Origin of the sequence: Cryobacterium sp. N21 (assembly GCF_002929575.1) — a bacterium.
Lineage (GTDB): Bacteria > Actinomycetota > Actinomycetes > Actinomycetales > Microbacteriaceae > Cryobacterium > Cryobacterium flavum.
On the sequence record NZ_PJJQ01000023.1, the window covers coordinates 30,294 to 47,632 of the forward strand.

Genomic DNA, 17,339 nt, shown 5'->3' on the forward strand with positions numbered 1-17,339 from the left:
GGAAAGTTTTCGAAGATTGCGGGGCGGGCCCTGCCTTGACAAGCTCAGATGTCGTCGATGGACGACGACTCAAACCGGGTGGAAATGTTGATGCCGAGTTCTTCCGCAGCGCGGAACACCTCGTCATCCGTGTCGCGCAGGCTGACTGCGGTGCCATCGGCCGAAAGTACTTCGACGTTCAGGCAGAGCGACTGCATTTCCTTGATAAGAACCTTGAAGCTCTCGGGAATGCCGGGTTCCTGGATGTTCTCACCCTTGACGATGGCTTCGTACACCTTGACGCGGCCGAGGATATCGTCGCTCTTGATGGTCAGGAGTTCCTGCAGGGCGTAAGCGGCTCCGTATGCTTCGAGCGCCCACACCTCCATCTCACCGAAACGCTGTCCACCGAACTGCGCCTTACCACCCAGCGGCTGCTGCGTGATCATGGAGTACGGACCCGTCGACCGTGCGTGGATCTTGTCGTCGACGAGGTGGTGGAGCTTCAGGATGTACATGTATCCAACGGACACCGGCATCGGGAACGGCTCGCCGGAGCGGCCGTCGAAGAGCTGAGTCTTGCCCGAGGAACCGATGAGGCGTTCGCCGTCGCGAGTCAGGGTCGTGGAGTCCAGAAGACCCTCGATCTCGATCTCGAGCGCGCCGTCGAATACCGGGGTAGCGACCTTCGTGCCGGGGGCGGCGCTGAAGGCGTGCTCCGGAAGACGAGCAGCCCACTTCGGCTTGCCCTCGACGTTCCAGCCCTGCTTCGCAATCCAGCCGAGGTGGGTTTCCAGCACCTGACCGAAGTTCATACGACCGGGGATACCGAGCGGGTTGAGGATGATGTCAACCGGGGTTCCGTCGGCGAGGAACGGCATGTCCTCGATCGGCAGAATGCGGGAGATGACACCCTTGTTGCCGTGACGGCCGGCGAGCTTGTCACCCTCGGTGATCTTGCGCTTCTGGGCGATGAACACGACCACGCGCTGGTTGACGCCCGAGCCGAGCTCGTCGTCGCCGTCCTGCGAGTCGAACACCTTGACACCGATGATGGTACCGCGCTCACCGTGGGGAACCTTCAGCGAGGTGTCGCGAACTTCGCGGCTCTTCTCGTTGAAGATGGCGCGCAGCAAGCGCTCCTCGGCGGAAAGCTCGGTCTCGCCCTTGGGCGTGACCTTGCCGACGAGGATGTCGCCGGGGCGAACCTCGGCTCCGATGCGAATGATGCCACGCTCGTCGAGGTCGGCGAGGAAGTCCGGAGACACGTTGGGAAGGTCGCGGGTGATCTCTTCCTTACCCAACTTGGTGTCGCGGGCATCCACTTCGTACTCTTCGATGTGAATCGAGGAGAGGGTGTCGTCTTTCACCAGGTTCTGGCTCAGGATGATCGCGTCCTCGAAGTTGTAACCTTCCCACGGCATGAATGCCACGAGCAGGTTCTTTCCGAGGGCGAGCTCTCCCTGGTCGGTGGCGGGTCCGTCGGCGATGACCTCGCCGGCTTCGATGCGCTCACCGGCGTTGACGATCACGCGGTGGTTGAAGCTCGTGCCCTGGTTGGAGCGCGAGAACTTGCGCAGGTAGTAGTCCTGCGTGCCGCCCTCATCGAGCTGGATGGTAACAACGTCAGCCGACACCTCGGAGACCACACCGGGCTTCAGCGCGGTGAGCACGTCACCGGCGTCGATGGCCGTGTAGACCTCCATGCCGGTTCCGACGAGCGGGCTGTCGCTGAGAAGCAGCGGCACCGCCTGACGCTGCATGTTGGCACCCATGAGCGCGCGGTTTGCATCGTCGTGCTCCAGGAACGGGATGAGGCTCGTCGCGACCGACACCATCTGGCGCGGCGAGACATCCATGTAGCCGATATCTTCAGCGGGAACGAGGTCGACCTCGCCACCCTTCTTACGAGCGAGCACGCGGGCCTCGGCGAAGTGCGAGTCCTTAGTGAGCGGCGCGTTGGCCTGGGCGACGATGAAGTCGTCTTCCTCACTCGCGGTGAGGTAGTCGATCGTCTCGGTGACCTTGTTGCCCTGCACACGACGGTACGGCGTCTCGATGAAACCGAACGCATTAATCTGCGCGAACGAGGCGAGCGAACCGATCAGGCCGATGTTCGGGCCCTCAGGGGTCTCAATGGGGCACATGCGGCCGTAGTGCGAGGGGTGAACGTCTCGCACCTCGACGCCAGCGCGGTCACGGGACAAACCACCAGGGCCCAGCGCGGACAGGCGACGCTTGTGCGTGAGGCCTGCGAGCGGGTTGTTCTGGTCCATGAACTGCGACAGCTGCGACGTACCAAAGAACTCCTTGATCGCGGCGACGACGGGGCGCACGTTGATCAGAGTCTGCGGGGTGATCGCTTCGATGTCCTGCGTGGTCATGCGCTCGCGAACGACGCGCTCCATGCGGGACAGTCCGGTGCGAACCTGGTTCTGGATGAGCTCGCCAACGGCACGAATACGGCGGTTACCGAAATGGTCGATATCGTCGATGTCGATGTTGATGTCGGTCATCTTGCCGTCGCGCAGACCCGGAAGGGTGGTCTGGTTGTCGTGCAGGGCGACGAGGTACTTGATGGTGGCCAGGATGTCCGCCAGCGTCAGTACAGAGTCACTCAGCGGCGCTTCGAGGCCGAGCTTGCGGTTGATCTTGTAACGACCAACCTTGGCCAGGTCGTAGCGCTTGGAGTTGAAGAAGAAGTTGTCGAGGAGCGCACGCGCAGCCTCGGCGGCAACCTGCTCGCCGGGACGAAGCTTGCGGTAGATGTCCTTGAGGGCTTCTTCCTTGGTAAGGATGTTGTCCTTCTCGAGGGTGAGCTCGATGGACGCGTAGCCCTTGAACTCCTCAAGGATCTGCTCGCTGGTGAGGCCGAGGGCCTTCAGGAACACGGTCACGGACTGCTTGCGCTTGCGGTCGATGCGCACGCCAACCTGGTCGCGCTTGTCGATCTCGAATTCAAGCCAGGCACCACGGCTCGGGATGACACGGGCGGAGTAGATGTCCTTGTCAGACGTCTTCTCCTGCTCGCGGTTGAAGTACACGCCCGGGGAGCGCACCAGCTGCGACACGACGACACGCTCGGTGCCGTTGATCACGAAGGTGCCCTTGGGGGTCATCAACGGGAAGTCACCCATGAACACGGTCTGAGTCTTGATCTCACCGGTGAGGTGGTTCATGAACTCGGCGTTCACATAGAGGGGTGCTGAATAGGTCTTACCCTTTTCCTTGCACTCGTCAATGGTGTACTTCTCCGGCTCGAGCTCCGGGTTGGTGAAGGACAGCTGCATCGTTTCGCCGAGGTCCTCGATGGGAGAGATCTCCTCGAAGATCTCATCGAGCCCGGTGCGATTCGGCAGGTCCTGGCGTCCGGCCTTCTGGGCCTCGGCGACGCGAGCCTTCCAGATGTCGTTGCCGACGAGCCAGTCGAAGCTCTCGGTCTGCAAAGCGAGCAGATCCGGAACGTTCAAGTGGTCGCTGATCTTTGCGAACGACAGACGCTCGTGGGAGCGGCCGTTCTTGGGTGAGTTGGTGGTTGCGTTGCGCGCAGCAGCCAAGGAAATAACCTCCGTGGACCCCGTCAGGTCTAGTTACTGTTATTGGTGATGACTCCGCAGACCCTCGAAAGAGGTGTGCCTCAAGGTGGCTTGAACACGCAAAGCCGACCGCAATATGAAGGCATAGTTTGTCTGGGAGCGCAAGGGCCAACTATATGCCTTCCTGACTGATGTGTCCACCTCATTGTTGCGATCGAGCAGATTCTCAGGTATAACCCACTCTTCCCCGTCGCTCGAAAGCGGATGTTGCCGGTACCGCACACACAGAGGGCGCAGACTGGGGGGATGAGTACTGGGCGCAAGGGCGAAGTGGCGACGGACGGGTATCCCTCTGTCGTATTGAAGTTGAGCGGACACACGGCGGTGATCGAACCGGACCGGTTCACCCCCGGCAGCTTTCAACTCGTGGTCGACGGAACTCCGCAGTCGCACGTGAACATCGACCACCCCGACGAGCTCTTCTTCGAGTACATCCAGCGCATCGGGCATGTCATCGATCTGCTCGGGGAGCCGCACGAGCCGATCACCGCCGTGCACCTCGGAGCCGGCGCCCTCACCCTGCCCCGCTATGTCGAGGCGACCCGACCGGGCTCGCGCCAGCAGGTGGTGGAGATCGAGAGCGATTTGATCGATCTCGTGCGCGAGGTTCTTCCTTGGGACAAGCGCGCCCAGCTGCGGGTGCGCCACGGCGACGCCCGCGAGGTGCTCGGCAAGCTGCCGGCCGGGCTGAACGGCGCGGTCGACCTCGTCGTGGTCGACATCTTCTCGGGCGCGCGCACCCCCAAGCACGTGACCAGCCGTGAGTTCTTCGCGCTCGCCGCCCCGCTGCTGTCGCCGCGCGGCGTGCTCGCAGTCAACGTAGCGGATGGCCCCGGCCTCGCGTTCGCGCGTGGCCAGGCCGCCACCCTCTCCGCGGTGTTCCCGCACGTGATCGGATTCGCCGAGACCCAGGTGCTCAAGGGCCGCCGTTTTGGCAACATCGTGTTCGTGGCGGCGCACACGCCGATCGACCTCAACTGGATTCCGCGGCTGCTCGCTAACGGGCCGCACCCGGCGAAGGTGATCGAGGGCGCCGAGCTGAAGGCGTTCATGGCCGGTTCGCTCGTGGCGACCGATGAGACCTCGACGCAGTCGCCGCTGCCCGGCCGCACGGTCTTCCAGATCGGGCACTAGCCGAGCATCCGTTCCGAACTGCGGAGATTCTGCACAATTCGGGTCACCGCACCCCTTGGTTTGACAAATCAGCCCAGATCTCCGCAGTTGTGAACGTTGCCCTAGATAACTCCCCCGATGCGACCCCCACCGGCGCGACACCGCCCCGGCTTCGGCCGGTTTCTCACCGGCGGCGGTACTCTGGGCACACCCGTTCTTTCCCCTGCGGCCGCGGCCGCCCTCGTCAATACAGGAACACACCCTGAGCTTCATCATCGGTTACGATCCCATCACCCTGCGCGAAAAAGTCGACCTGCTGGCCGCTGGCGAGCGACTCGTCGAACTCGGCAATCTGCGCAGCCTGGCCGCCCTCAACGAAAAGGTCGCCCTGCTGCGGCTGGTCGGGCGGCTCGATGAGGCCTGGGAGATCGCGAATGAGGCGCTGCGGCTGGTCGGGCGGCTCGATGAGGCCTGGGAGATCGCGAATGAGGCGCTGCGGCAGTCCCGCTTTACCGGCAACCGGGAGCAGGCGGTGGCCAGTCGCATCCGTCGTGCGCAGGTTTTGCAATTTCAGGGCAAGCTCGATGAGGCCGCGAGCGAGCTGACGCACTGCATACTCGACTCCGAGGTGCACGAGTGGACCCGCCTCGCCGCCTATGCCCGGCAGCACCGCGGCAAGGTGTACTTCGACCAGGGCAACCTCGAGGGCGCGTTGGCTGACTTCACCGCGGCCGTGTTTCTTCGGGAGAAGGACGGCGCCGACGCCGACGAACTCGACAGCTCGCTGCTCGCCGTGGCCGTCGTTGAATCGCACATTGCGGCCCGCGGGTCCGCGGCCTGACCACCTTCCACTTTGGCTGCCGCGCAAAACTCCTGCAATTCGCAGCGGGCGCTCGATACAGGTCCGAAAATACGCGGCGCCCGATGCGCTCAGCCAGAAATTGCAGGAGTTGTGCTGCCCGTCGGCCGGAGACAGTGGCCCCCGAGCGAGTTCTACGGCATGCTGTGTTCACCACGAAGGCGAGGTGAACGGTGACTTTTGGGCGAGCGGCGGCCGTCGCATCTGCAACCCTGCTGGTTCTCGTGCTGGCCGCCTGCAGCGCGGACGCGCCGAGCGCTACTCCGTCGACCTCGACACCAGCCGGGCCCGCACCGACCGCGACGGACGCCGGCCCGCTCGCGCCGGTGCATCCGCTCGGCGAACCGGTCGTCATCGCCTCGGAACTCGAGGCGCCCTGGTCGATTCTGCGGCTGCCAGACGGCGCCACGCTGATCAGCGAACGCGACACGACCCGGGTGCGGGAGCTGCTGACCGACGGCAGCCTGCGTGAGGCGGGAAAAGTGTCGGCCGCGCAGCCGAACGGTGAAGGCGGCCTGCTCGGCCTGGCCTTTCTGGCCGACGAAGCAGCCCCCGGCGGAGACGGCTGGGTGTACGCCTATTTCTCCACGGCCAACGACAACCGCATCGAGCGGATGCCGCTGGCCGGCTCCCCCGGCAGCCACACCCTGGGGGCGCCCACCGTCATTCTGAGCGGTATCCCCCGGGCCGGCAACCACAACGGAGGGCGCATCGCGTTCGGCCCGGACGGCCTGCTCTATGCGACCGCTGGCGACGCGGGAGACACCGTCAACGCCCAAAACCTTGATGCCCTCGGTGGCAAGATCCTGCGCATGACCGCGACCGGGCAGGTACCCGACGACAACCCGTTCGGCACGCTGGTGTACTCGTTCGGGCATCGGAATCCGCAGGGTTTGGCGTGGGATTCGCACGGACAGCTCTGGGCGAGTGAGTTCGGCCAGAACACCTGGGACGAGCTCAACCGCATCGTTCCCGGTGGCAACTACGGCTGGCCGCTGGTCGAAGGCCAGGCCGGCAACTCGGCGTACATCGACCCGGAGCAGCAGTGGTCGACCGACCAGGCCAGCCCGAGCGGCATCACCATCGTGAACGACACCATCTTCATGGCGAGCCTGCGCGGAGAACGGCTGTGGAGCATCCCGATCACGACGGACTCCTCCACAGCCACCCCCACCGAGTGGTTTGCGCACAGTTTCGGTCGATTGCGCGACGTGGTGCCCGGGCCTGCTGGCACACTGTGGTTTGTGAGTAATAACACGGATGGCCGGGGCTCGCCGGCGGCCGGTGACGACCGGCTCTACCAAGTCGAGTTGCGCCAAGTTCAGGTTGGTCCTTAATGGCCGACCTCGCTCAGGTGCGCCGCTGGGCTGACGCACTCATCGTGTTGCACCTCGACCCCAGCTGGACTTTCGGCTTCGACAACGCGAAGAAGCGGGCGGGCCTCTGCAATTTCAGCAAGAAGCACATCACCGTGTCGCGCTACCTCGCCTCGCGCTACGTCGACGACGACGTCTACCAAATTCTGCTGCACGAGCTCGCGCATGCCCTGGCCGGCCCGCGCGCCGGACACGGCCCGCGGTGGAAGAAGATGGCACACGACCTCGGCTACGACGGCAAGCGCACCCACGACGGTGAGATCGCCAATGAGCTCGCGCCGTGGGTGGGCACCTGCCCCGCCGGGCACACCCACTTTCGGTACCGGCAGCCCACCCGGCCCCTGGCCTGCGGGCTCTGCGCCCGCCGGTTCGACCAAGCGCACGCCATCACCTGGCTCAGGCGGGAGATCACACCGGCGATCCGGCGCCGGGCCGCGGCATCCGCTGGGCCCTAGTGCGTCACCGGCCGGGTTCAGTGCGTGTCGTAGCGGGCGAGGGCGTCGGCATCCGTTGCGAGGGTCATCGCCCGGCGCGCGGTGTCGAGCGCGGTCACCGGGTCACTTTCGGCCACGGCGAGCGCCAGCTGCCGCTCGGCCTCGGCCAGGCGCGTGCGGGCTGCAGCTTGCACCCGTCCGCGGTGCGCGGCCACGAAGTCGCGAGTGACGGTGATCTGGCTGCGCGCGGTGAGCAGCGCCCCGGCCAGGGCGGTGCGCGCGTTGTCGAGGCGCAGCTGGCGGTTGCGCGCCTCCGAGCGGATGCTGTCCAGCCCGTTCATCGCGGCCTCGAGGGTCACCAGATCCGCGGCCGGGTCGCTCGGCCGCCCGGGCTCGCGGAGAGACGCCTGCACGGAGGCGGCGTCGGCGATGACCTGGTTAAGCGACGCGCTCGTGTCGGACTCTTCGTGGCCATCGCGCAGGGCACGGGCTTCGGCGAGTTCCGTACCGGCAGCATCCAGCGCCTTCTGCAGGTTTGCGAAGCCGCGGTGGAGCTGGTCTTCGCCGGTTTCGATCGCGTCGAGCAGCTGCGTCGCCTGGAACAGGGCGTGCTCGGCTGCCTGCAGCTGCTCGCCGACCGGCTCAGTAGCTGCCAGGCGCGCCGCCGCCGCATCGGCGCTCGCCCGCGCAGCGTCTAGAGCCGTGCGGGCCCGGTCGACGTTGCCGCTGATCGGCGCGAGCGCGGCGGCCGAATAGCTGAGGCCGAGCCTCGTGAGGGTGCTCGCTCCGCCCGCAACGCGGTCGGACACCCGGCCCTGTCGACGGCGCAGTTCGTCGATCTGCTGCGGCGCATTGCGCTCCACACCACGTTTGGCCGTGAAATCGCGGGCCTGGTTGGTCAGCCGACCGGTCGCTTCGTCGGCGAGCTGCACGATCTGGTGGTTCCAGCGGTTGCGCTCGAGAGCGCTGTCCGGCACCGCGTCATCGAGTTTCTGCTGCAGCGCGAAGGCATCGCTGAGCTGTCGCCTCGAGGTCGCGAGCGCGGTGGCGAACTCCCGCGTTGCCGATTCCCCGAACTGCGCGATCGCGAAGCTGAGTTCGTCGGTGGCGTCCTGCACCACGTCGTCGGCGCGCACCAGGCTGCTCGACGCGTTGCGTTCCAGCTCGGTGGCCACTGCTCTCACCTGCCAGAGCCTGGCCCGGGTGCGCCGCCGCGAGGCGCCCACCAGCGCCCAGACTCCGGCCACAACGAGGCCGATAACGATGACCGAGGGTACCCACCAGAGATCGCCATTCATGGGCTTGAGTCTAATAAGGGATTACTGACCAAACGCCCTACCGGTCGTCGGCGGAGGGCCGGCGCATCTGCTGCCGAATCATCTCGAAGTCGTGCCGCGAGATCTCCAGCACGCCGGCTCGCAGCTGAAAACCCCAGCTGAGGTTGTCGCGGGTCAGTTGCAACACGGGCAACAGCGGGCGGATGCTGGTGGGCCAGGCATCCAGGTCGTAGTCCGCCCGGCGTCGCCACGGACGAAATTCGTCACCCGGGTCGCCGACCTGGTACGCGTAGGCATCCGCTATGCGACCGATCGCGGTGAATTCCTTGAGCGGTTCGCCCTCGATCGCGGTCTTCGGCGAGTAGTAGACGATACCGTCAGCCTCGCCCATCTGCGCGATCATGTCGCCGGCACCACGGTTGGCGCGGGCAATTCCCAAATCAACACCGCGCAGCACATGCTCGCGATGCACAACGCCCAGCCAGAACCGAATTGCCACCTGTCTAGTTGTACTGCATGCCGTCGTCAGACCAAACTAGAACCATGCGCGTACTGCTGAAAGAGATCCTCGACTGCACACCGGATGCCGCCTGGCACGCCATTCACAGCCCCGCCGTGTTTCGGGAGGTGAGCAGCCCGTTCATGGCGGTCGAGTCCCTCGAAGCCGACGGTTTTCCCACCCGCTGGGAGCCCGGCGAACACCCCGCCGTGTTCACCGCGCTCGGCCTCGTACCGATGGGCACCCAGGTCATTCGACTCGCTGACTCCACGCACCGACCCGACGGAGTGCGCATTCTGCGCGACACCGGCCGCGGGGTATCCGGTGCGCTCAGCGCGGTCACGCTGTGGGACCACCGCATGGCCATCGCGCCCGACCCGGCCGGCACCGGAAAAACGCTCTACCGCGACCAGCTCATCTTTCGCGGGCGGCCTGCCACGCTCGCGCTCTGGCCCACCTTCTGGGCGTTCTGGCAGTGGCGCCTGCTGCGGCTCAAGCGCCTCGCCCCCACCTGGCAGCACGACCTCGGCATCGACGACCCGAACTTCGTGCCGCCGGCGCAGTCAGCGGACTCCACCGGCACCGCCGAAACCGCCCGCGACTAGCGGATGCCTGCTGTGCGCCGCGCCCGGCGGCGGTAGCGTAGCCCGTATGAGTTCTTCCCTCGGAGCCTTGCAGATCGCCGACTGGCGCCGTCGCGTGACCGGACTGTATGCCGGGGTGCGGCAACTGAGCGCGAGCAGCCCGAAGAGCGGGCACGATCTGTGGCGTTCCGGGCGCGACGAACTGTTCGCCGGGCATCCGTCGTCGCCGCTACTGCCGGATGACCGCTCGGCATTCACCGGGCTTCCGATTGCCGCCTACGACCCGGACTGGCGGTTCGAGGTCGAGGTTCACCGCGCCGAGCAGCCGTATCGCATGCAGGTGGAGACCGGAACCGACGGCACCGTGCCGTTCGATCTGGTCGGAACCGTGCGGCTGCCGTACCTCGGCTCGCTCGACGTGTGGCGGCTCGCCAGCTACGGCGGCGGACTTTTCCTGCCGCTGAAAGACGCCCTGGCCGGCAAAAACGACGGAACCTACGGCGGCGGGCGCTACCTGCTCGACACCATGAAGGGCGCTGATCTCGGCCCGGGTGTTGGCGACGACACCCTCATTCTCGATTTCAACTTCGCCTACAATCCCTCCTGCGCGTACGACCCGATGTGGGCCTGCCCGTTGCCGCAGGTCGGCAACATCATCGACACCCCGGTGCCCGTCGGCGAGCTCTACCACGGCGACCACTCCTAGCTATCCGGGTGCCCGCTCATAACTGCGGAGAATTCACCGATTCGCGCGCCTCCGGGTGCGATATTGTCCGAATTTTCCGAAAAGCTCCGCAGTTCGGTCCAGCACCCCGGATACGAGGGTAAAAACGGGTGGGCACGGAGCCGATTTGACAGCATCCGCTAGAGTGGGAGTACTTGCGAGTGCGTAGTTGTGCTCGCTGCGTCGTAGAACGCCCTCTTCTCTATCCGGCGGCCCACCAAGCTGACCTGATTTTTCGAATGAAACATTCTTACGGCGAACGGATGTGCCCTTCGGCACCTTCGCCATGTGAATCCTCCTGGTTCGATTATCGCTGCGCGGTAAACAAACGGGCGAGGAGACTGATGCCCCGAAAGGCACCACTTTGTCTACAGCTTTATCTACAACTTTCAGTACGCTCGGCGTGCCGGCTCCCCTGGTCAAGGTTCTCTCTTCACAGGGAATCGACACCGCTTTCCCCATTCAGGTCGACACCCTTCCTGACACTTTGAACGGCCGCGACGTACTCGGCCGCGGCAAGACCGGCTCGGGCAAGACCCTGGCCTTCTCTATCCCGATGGTCTCTCGCCTCGGTGGCAACCTCGCCGGCGGCAAGCGTCGCCCCGGTCGCCCGCTCGGCCTGATTCTCGCGCCGACTCGCGAGCTCGCCACGCAGATCACCAACGCCATCACCCCGCTCGCCGAGGCCTACGGCCTCAACACCACCACCATCTTCGGCGGCGTCTCGCAGGGCCGTCAGGTCACCGCGCTCAAGGCCGGCGTCGACATCGTCGTCGCCTGCCCCGGCCGCCTCGAAGACCTCATGAAGCAGGGTTTCGTGAACCTCGATTCCGTCGAGATCACCGTGCTCGACGAGGCCGACCACATGGCCGACCTCGGCTTTCTTCCGGTCGTCACCCGCATCCTCGACAAGACCCCCGGCAACGGCCAGCGCATGCTGTTCTCCGCCACGTTGGACAACGGCGTGGACAAGATCGTCAAGCGCTTTCTGCACGACCCGGTGATGCACTCGGTCGACGAGGCCAACAGCCACGTCTCGGCCATGACCCACCACGTGTTCGAGGTCTCCGGCGTTGACGCGAAGAAGGAGCTCGTGCAGAAGCTCGCGAGCGGCTCCGGCCGTCGCATCCTCTTCATGCGCACCAAGCACCAGGCCAAGAAGCTCGCCAAGAGCCTCACCGACGCTGGCATCCCCTCCGTCGACCTGCACGGAAACCTCTCGCAGGTTGCTCGTGACCGTAACCTCGCCGCCTTCAGTGCCGGCACGGTCAAGGTTCTCGTCGCCACGGATGTCGCCGCTCGCGGCGTGCACGTCGACGACATCGAACTCGTGATTCACGTTGACCCGCCGGCCGAGCACAAGGCGTACCTGCACCGTTCGGGCCGTACCGCCCGGGCCGGCAGCACCGGTGACGTCGTCACCGTCGTACTGCCGGAGCAAAAGCGCGACACTGACGCGCTTCTGCGCAAGGCCGCCATCAAGGTGACCCCGCAGCGCGTCGATGCCGCCTCCCCCGCCGTCGACGCCCTCGTCGGCGATGTCGCCGCCTACGTCAAGCCGGCGCCCCGAGTCGAAGCGCCGCAGCAACAGCGCCAGTCGCAGGGTGGCCGTTCACAGGGCGGTCGCTCGCAGGGTGGCCGTTCACAGGGCGGTCGCTCAGAAGGCGGTCGCTCGCAGGGTGGCCGTTCAGAAGGCGGTCGCGATGCCGGCGCCAGCCGCTCCGGCGGAGGCCGCGACGGCGCTCGCACTGACCGCAACGACGGCGGCCGCAGCCGCGACTCGGCTCCCGCCGGTGGAGCTCGTCGTGAGCGCACCGGTCGTCCGGCCGGCGCTGCCACCAGCGCGCCCCGCTCCGGTTCGGCCGCCGGCCGCTCCGGCGGAGCCCGCGTCGGCAGCCTCCAGGTCGGCGGACTCGTTCGCGGACCCGGCTCGGGTGGAGCCGGCCGTTCTGCTCCCCGCCGCTCGCAGGGCTAAACCGCCGCAGCATCCGCCTACTAAAACGGGTCGGTCTCCTCGGAGGCCGGCCCGTTTTGCGTGCCCCGCGTCACGGGGCACCCGCAAACACGGTTAGTGTCGAATCATGAACACCACAGTTGTCGTTCGACCCGTTGAAGAAGCGGATGCCGAAAGCCTGGGCCGCGTACACGCCGCCTGCTGGCATGAAACGTACGATCACCTGCTCAGCCAGGCCGCCCTATCACAGCTGCGGCCCCAGCGCCTCGCGGCCCTCTGGCGCCGTTTCACAACTCAGGGCGCGGAATACCGTCAAAAAGTCGTCCTTGTCGATGGCGAGATCGTCGGATTCGCCGGCAGCGGACCGACGCGCGACGGTGACCGTCCCACCCCGCACGAGTTATTTTTCATGTACCTGCTGGAGGCGAACCACGGCTCGGGTGTCGGCCAGCAACTGTTCGATTCCGTGGTCGACCCCGGTGCCTCGTCGCTGTGGGTCGCCGCCGACAACCCCCGGGCGCACGCCTTCTACGCCCGCAACGGCTACGTCGCGGACGGCCTCGAGCGTAATGAGGAGGTGCTCGGCGAAAAGCTGCACGAGGTGCGTCTGGTTCGCTAGGTCCCGCTCACAAGTGCAAAGTTCGCCGTACAGCGCTCGAATGCAGCCCAAAAGCCCCCAACGGGGGTTTTGGGCATATTCAAAGCAATAGGGTGAGCGGATGAGTCCTTCCGCAGCCCCCGAGGCGATCCCTGTCATCCTCGATGTTGATACCGGGGTCGATGACGCCCTGGCCATTCTGTTTGCCCTCGCGCACCCGGGCATCAACGTGCTCGGCATCAGCTGCGTGGCCGGCAACGCCTCCCTCGAGCGCGTCGTCGAAAACACCCTGCGTATTCTCGACGTAGCGGAGGCCCCATACATTCCGGTCGCGGCCGGAGCCCGCCGCCCCTTGCTCGAACCAGCCCGATCGGCCGCGCATGTCCACGGCGAAAGCGGCCTCGGCACGCTGCAGCTTCCGCCGACCGACCGCCAGCCGGAGACGATCAGTTCGATCGAGCTCATGCACAGACTGATCCAGGCCAGCCCGCACCCGGTCACCCTGGTTGGGCTGGCGCCGCAGACCAACCTTGCACTGCTGTTGCGGCAGTACCCCGACGTCGTGAACAACATCGAGCGCATCGTGTTCATGGGCGGATCCACCACGGTCGGCAACGCCACCGCCGTCGCCGAATTCAACGTCTGGCACGACCCGGAAGCCGCGGCCATCGTGCTCGACTCCGGCGTGCCCACGTTCATGTACGGTCTCGACGTGTTCAACCAGGTGTCGATCCCGGAGTATGTCGCCGGTGCCCTCGTGCAGAGCGACTCCAACCTCGCCCAGGTCGTCGGTCGACTACTCGGCAACCGGATCGCGCTCGGGTCGGGCCGCAACGCCGAATACACGGGCCTCATTGGTGACGCCGGAGCCCTCTGTGCCCTCGTCGATCCCTGCGCCCTCACCATCGAGATGTTGCCGCTGCGGGTGCAGCTCGCCGGCTACGGGCGCGGACAGACGCTGGTCGACAAGCGCATCCACCCGGGAGAAGACATCGTGCACGGGCTGGCGACCGCGTGGGAGGCCGCCGAGGTAGCCCTCGACGTCGACGTCGACCGCTACGTACGCCTGTTCCTCAACACGCTCGGCCTCGGATCGGCGCTGGAGCAGTAACCAAGCGGATGCCGCGCGCGGCATCCGCTCAGCGGGTCAGTACAGCTGACCCACGGAGGCCAGGGCCGCGCGCAGCAGGGTGCCGCGACCGCCTTCCATCTCGGCGGAGACCCCCGGCGAGGCGGCCTCGGCCGGCGTCATCCAGGTGATTTCGAGCGCGTCCTGGCGGGGGTCGCAGGTGCCGGTTACGGGAACGACGTAGGCCAGCGAGACGGCGTGCTGGCGGTCATCCGTGTAGGCGGTGATGCCCGGCATCGGAAAGTATTCGGCGACCGTGAACGGCACAGGGCTGGCCGGCAGCTGCGGAAAGGCCATCGGACCGAGGTCTTTTTCGAGGTGGCGGAACAGCGCGTCGCGTAGGGTCTCGCCGTAGAGCACGCGGCCGGAGACCAGGGTGCGCGTCATCTCGCCGGTAGGACGAGCGCGTAATAAAACGCCGACCTCGACGACCTGACCGAGGCCATCGACCCGCACGGGCACGGCCTCGATGTAGAGAATTGGGAGCCGGCGGCGAATCTCGGCGAGTTCGACGTCTTTCAGCCAGCCCGGATTCGTATTCGGGGCTCCCGCGGGGGGCTTCGGCGTCCAGTCCGGGTCTGGGTCAGGGGTTCGCACGCTCATAGTGCCATTCTGTCCTACGCCGGCCTCGGCCGTGCACTCGAGCCGTTACGCGATGTGGAGAACCGGCGCGGCAATGGAAGTATGGGAGGACACGGCGCCGCGAACCCGGGAGGACCCATGACCACCAGCACCCCCATCGACAACTCGGCCGTACTCTGGTCGGCGACCAGCGCCGACCAGGCTGACCGCCCGTTGTTGATCATCATGCACGGCTACGGCTCGCACGAGGGCGACCTGTTCTCGCTGGCCCCGCACCTGCCGCTCGAACCGGTGATTGCCGCCCTGCGCGCGCCGCTGCCAGCGCCGCTCCCGGTCACCGACGGCTGGGCCTGGTTTCCGATCAGCGAACCGGGCAGCCCAGACCCGACCACCGTCACCGCCGCGGTCAACGCCGTGCTCGACTGGCTCGACGCCCTGCCGCAACAACCGCCATCGATCGGCCTGCTCGGATTCTCGCAGGGCGGAGCGATGGCGCTCGAACTATTGCGTGCCGCGCCCGACCGGTTCAGTTTCGCGGTGAACCTCTCTGGATTCATCGCGACCGGCCCGCAAATCAGCGACGCCGAGCTGGCCGAACAGCCGCTTCCGGTGTTCTGGGGGCGCGGTACCGCCGACGGCGTGATTCCGCCCAGCGCGATCGAACGCACCCAGGCCTGGTTGCCCGACCACAGCACCCTCACCGAGCGCATCTACGAGGGACTTCCCCACTCGATCTCGCAGGCCGAACTCGGCGACGTGGTGAATTTTCTGCGCACCCAGTACGCCTCAGTCGCGGCCGAGCCGACCGCCTAAACACACGAAAAGCGGATGCCGGTCACCGGCATCCGCTTTCAGCGGGTCAGGAGCGGTCGCGCTTGGCCTGCTCCTGCGAAGCCTGACGCTCGACGTGCGCCTTCTTAGCGGCGCGCTGGGCGTCGCGGTCTTTCACGGCGATCTGGTCGGCGCGCACGCCGGCCTGGGTGGAACGTTCCAACACGAGCCAGGCCGGCGGCTGCTGCAGCAGGGCGGCGATCTCAGCGGTGGTCAGCGGGTCGATGATGTCACTGCGGGCCAAGCCGGAGATCGAGACGCCGAGCTTGGCGGCGACGACCTGGCGTGGGTGCGGGCCGTTGGCGCGCAGCAGGGTGAGCCATTCCGGCGGGTTAGCCATGAGGTCGGCCAGCTCGGTGCGGCTGACGAATTCGGTCTGGAACTCGGCCGGTGCCGCGCCCGGCAGAATCCCGAGTTTCTGGGCCGCCGTGGCGGGCTTCATTGTCTGGGGCTTCTTCTCGGAACTCATTGTTCAAGCGTATAGCCTGAGAGGGCCCTCGTTTGGGCAAATCGACCTCTGCTGCCCTCAACTACTACGAGAAAGGATGCCGGTGAGCTTTTCCATCGCCTTCGTCGCCGGTGTCACCCCCACCAAATGGACCCGCATCTGGAATGACCGCCGCCCCGACGTTCCCCTCTCCGCGTTTCGCACGGAGCCCGCGGAGCAGATCGCGGTGCTGCACGACGGCCGGGCCGACGTCAGTCTGGTACGCCTTCCGATCGACGACACCAACCTCAGCGTCATCAACCTGTACAACGAGATTCCGGTCGTTGTCGCGTCGAAGGACCACGAAACCCTGCAGGCCGAGACCGTGCTCCTGGCCGACCTGGCGGGTGAACACCTGCTTCAGAACCCGGACGACGTGCCTGAATGGCGCGATATCGCCGACGAGATTCGGGACGGCACCCGCCGCGCCCTGCCGCCCATGCGTGATCTCGACGAGACGATGGAGCAGGTTGCCGCCGGCGTCGGCATCATCATCGTTCCGCACTCGATCGCCCGACTGTACGGTCGCAAAGACGTGGTCTCCCGCCCGGTGACGGGGGTCGCCGACACCCAGATCGCCCTGGCCTGGATCACCCGCGAGACCAGCGACGACATCGAAGAGTTCATCGGCATCGTGCGCGGGCGCTCCAGGCAGAGCTCGCGAACGGATGCCGGTGCCGCCGCCGCGGCATCCGCTGACACCGAAGAGGCACCGGTGCATAGCGATGGCCGCCCGGGAAAACCGCCGCGCAAACCCAAGAAGACCGACAAAGCCAAGGCCGCGGCCAAAGCCATCCGAGTTGCGGCAGCCAAGGCCAAGCCGGCCGTGCGCAAAAGAACCGAGAGCTCACCCGGCCGCACCCGCCCGACCAAGAATCCCAACAAGGGCAAGGGCCGCGGGCACTAGAAGAACTAGGGGTTTTTCAGCACCGACAGAATGTTGCCGGACGGGTCGGTGAACCATGCGATGTCCGGCCCTTGTCCGCCGCCGGCGGCAATTCCCTTGTCATTCTGCTCAAAGCCGTCGTAGCGCAGAAAATCTACGCCGCGTTCGGTGAGTTCGTCGACCGTGGCATCAAGATCGGTCACCGCGAAATTCAGGATCGTATAGGTCGCCGGCACGAAGTCCGGCTTGGGGTAGACGATGACGGTGGCTCCGCCTGGCAGAGCTATACGCAGCATGCCCATCTCCCCGACGGAGACTTCGAGGCCGAGGGTTTCGGCATAGAAGGTGTGCGCGGCGTCGAGGTCGGAGACCGCGAAACCACTGAATCCGGCGACGATACCGACGGCGTGTTCGGTCATGAGGTGACTCCT

18 protein-coding genes are annotated in these 17,339 nt (G+C 66.0%); 11 read left to right on the forward strand and 7 right to left on the reverse strand.

Translation table 11 applies throughout. The annotated features are described in order from the left end of the window. Positions 1-44 precede the first annotated feature (44 nt). The gene (gene rpoB, locus CXY77_RS01880) at positions 45-3,536 is read right to left on the reverse strand and encodes a DNA-directed RNA polymerase subunit beta (protein ID WP_092341667.1); all 3,492 of its coding nucleotides are present in this window, start codon (positions 3,534-3,536) and stop codon (positions 45-47) included. Between the two features lie 285 nt (positions 3,537-3,821). Here rpoB and CXY77_RS01885 point away from each other — a divergent pair, with 285 nt between their 5' ends. Then, on the forward strand, positions 3,822-4,709 hold the full coding sequence (locus CXY77_RS01885) for a spermidine synthase (protein WP_092341668.1): 888 nt from the start codon (positions 3,822-3,824) through the stop codon (positions 4,707-4,709). A gap of 223 nt (positions 4,710-4,932) precedes the next feature. Here CXY77_RS01885 and CXY77_RS20485 read toward each other — a convergent pair whose 3' ends face one another. Further along, positions 4,933-5,322: a hypothetical protein gene (locus CXY77_RS20485; protein ID WP_233197171.1), complete on the reverse strand. Its 390-nt coding sequence runs from the start codon at positions 5,320-5,322 to the stop codon at positions 4,933-4,935. Between CXY77_RS20485 and CXY77_RS20490 the strand changes: the two genes are divergently transcribed. From CXY77_RS20490 to CXY77_RS01900, 3 genes are all read left to right on the forward strand, one after another. Further along, on the forward strand, positions 5,317-5,529 hold the full coding sequence (locus tag CXY77_RS20490) for a hypothetical protein (RefSeq protein ID WP_233197172.1): 213 nt from the start codon (positions 5,317-5,319) through the stop codon (positions 5,527-5,529). The two genes, CXY77_RS20485 and CXY77_RS20490, sit on opposite strands and share 6 nt — an antisense overlap. A 191-nt stretch (positions 5,530-5,720) precedes the next feature. After that, complete coding sequence (locus CXY77_RS01895; RefSeq protein ID WP_092341670.1) at positions 5,721-6,884, forward strand: sorbosone dehydrogenase family protein; 1,164 nt, start codon at positions 5,721-5,723, stop codon at positions 6,882-6,884. After that, complete coding sequence (locus CXY77_RS01900) at positions 6,884-7,378, forward strand: SprT-like domain-containing protein (protein ID WP_092341671.1); 495 nt, start codon at positions 6,884-6,886, stop codon at positions 7,376-7,378. The genes CXY77_RS01895 and CXY77_RS01900 overlap by 1 nt, the downstream gene beginning before the upstream one ends. Before the next feature lie 17 nt (positions 7,379-7,395). On the opposite strand, the gene CXY77_RS01905 is transcribed toward CXY77_RS01900, so the two are convergent. Both CXY77_RS01905 and CXY77_RS01910 read right to left on the reverse strand, forming a co-directional pair. Next, positions 7,396-8,655: a hypothetical protein gene (locus CXY77_RS01905; RefSeq protein WP_092341672.1), complete on the reverse strand. Its 1,260-nt coding sequence runs from the start codon at positions 8,653-8,655 to the stop codon at positions 7,396-7,398. 37 nt (positions 8,656-8,692) lie between these two features. Further along, entirely contained in the window at positions 8,693-9,133 is a 441-nt protein-coding gene (locus CXY77_RS01910) for an EVE domain-containing protein (protein WP_104129517.1), read from the reverse strand. A gap of 44 nt (positions 9,134-9,177) precedes the next feature. Between CXY77_RS01910 and CXY77_RS01915 the strand changes: the two genes are divergently transcribed. The 5 genes from CXY77_RS01915 to CXY77_RS01935 all read left to right on the forward strand — a co-directional run bounded on the left by CXY77_RS01915 (position 9,178) and on the right by CXY77_RS01935 (position 14,104). Then, positions 9,178-9,738 (forward strand): hypothetical protein, encoded by a 561-nt coding sequence (locus tag CXY77_RS01915; RefSeq protein ID WP_174775010.1) that lies wholly within the window; start codon positions 9,178-9,180, stop codon positions 9,736-9,738. A 46-nt stretch (positions 9,739-9,784) separates the two neighbouring features. Beyond that, a complete protein-coding gene (locus CXY77_RS01920) occupies positions 9,785-10,423 on the forward strand; it encodes a DUF1684 domain-containing protein (protein ID WP_092341674.1) in 639 nt (212 codons plus the stop codon). Positions 10,424-10,805: 382 nt separating this feature from the next. Further along, on the forward strand, positions 10,806-12,416 hold the full coding sequence (locus CXY77_RS01925; protein ID WP_092341675.1) for a DEAD/DEAH box helicase: 1,611 nt from the start codon (positions 10,806-10,808) through the stop codon (positions 12,414-12,416). A 106-nt stretch (positions 12,417-12,522) separates the two neighbouring features. Continuing rightward, positions 12,523-13,014 (forward strand): GNAT family N-acetyltransferase, encoded by a 492-nt coding sequence (locus CXY77_RS01930; protein WP_092341676.1) that lies wholly within the window; start codon positions 12,523-12,525, stop codon positions 13,012-13,014. Between the two features lie 100 nt (positions 13,015-13,114). Next, a complete protein-coding gene (locus CXY77_RS01935) occupies positions 13,115-14,104 on the forward strand; it encodes a nucleoside hydrolase (protein WP_092341677.1) in 990 nt (329 codons plus the stop codon). A gap of 36 nt (positions 14,105-14,140) precedes the next feature. Here CXY77_RS01935 and CXY77_RS01940 read toward each other — a convergent pair whose 3' ends face one another. Continuing rightward, a complete protein-coding gene (locus tag CXY77_RS01940) occupies positions 14,141-14,725 on the reverse strand; it encodes an NUDIX hydrolase family protein (protein WP_092341678.1) in 585 nt (194 codons plus the stop codon). A gap of 117 nt (positions 14,726-14,842) precedes the next feature. Here CXY77_RS01940 and CXY77_RS01945 point away from each other — a divergent pair, with 117 nt between their 5' ends. After that, positions 14,843-15,517 carry an alpha/beta hydrolase gene (locus tag CXY77_RS01945; protein ID WP_092341679.1) on the forward strand — a complete coding sequence of 225 codons (675 nt, stop codon included), beginning with the start codon at positions 14,843-14,845 and terminating at the stop codon, positions 15,515-15,517. A gap of 46 nt (positions 15,518-15,563) precedes the next feature. On the opposite strand, the gene CXY77_RS01950 is transcribed toward CXY77_RS01945, so the two are convergent. Beyond that, positions 15,564-16,004 carry a DUF5997 family protein gene (locus CXY77_RS01950; RefSeq protein ID WP_092341680.1) on the reverse strand — a complete coding sequence of 147 codons (441 nt, stop codon included), beginning with the start codon at positions 16,002-16,004 and terminating at the stop codon, positions 15,564-15,566. A gap of 76 nt (positions 16,005-16,080) precedes the next feature. On the opposite strand from CXY77_RS01950, the gene CXY77_RS01955 reads away from it, so the two are divergent. Further along, positions 16,081-16,929 carry a LysR family substrate-binding domain-containing protein gene (locus CXY77_RS01955; protein WP_092341681.1) on the forward strand — a complete coding sequence of 283 codons (849 nt, stop codon included), beginning with the start codon at positions 16,081-16,083 and terminating at the stop codon, positions 16,927-16,929. A gap of 5 nt (positions 16,930-16,934) precedes the next feature. On the opposite strand, the gene CXY77_RS01960 is transcribed toward CXY77_RS01955, so the two are convergent. Continuing rightward, positions 16,935-17,327, reverse strand: coding sequence for a VOC family protein (locus tag CXY77_RS01960; protein WP_092341682.1), 393 nt, complete (start codon positions 17,325-17,327; stop codon positions 16,935-16,937). Between the last annotated feature and the right edge of the window lie 12 nt (positions 17,328-17,339).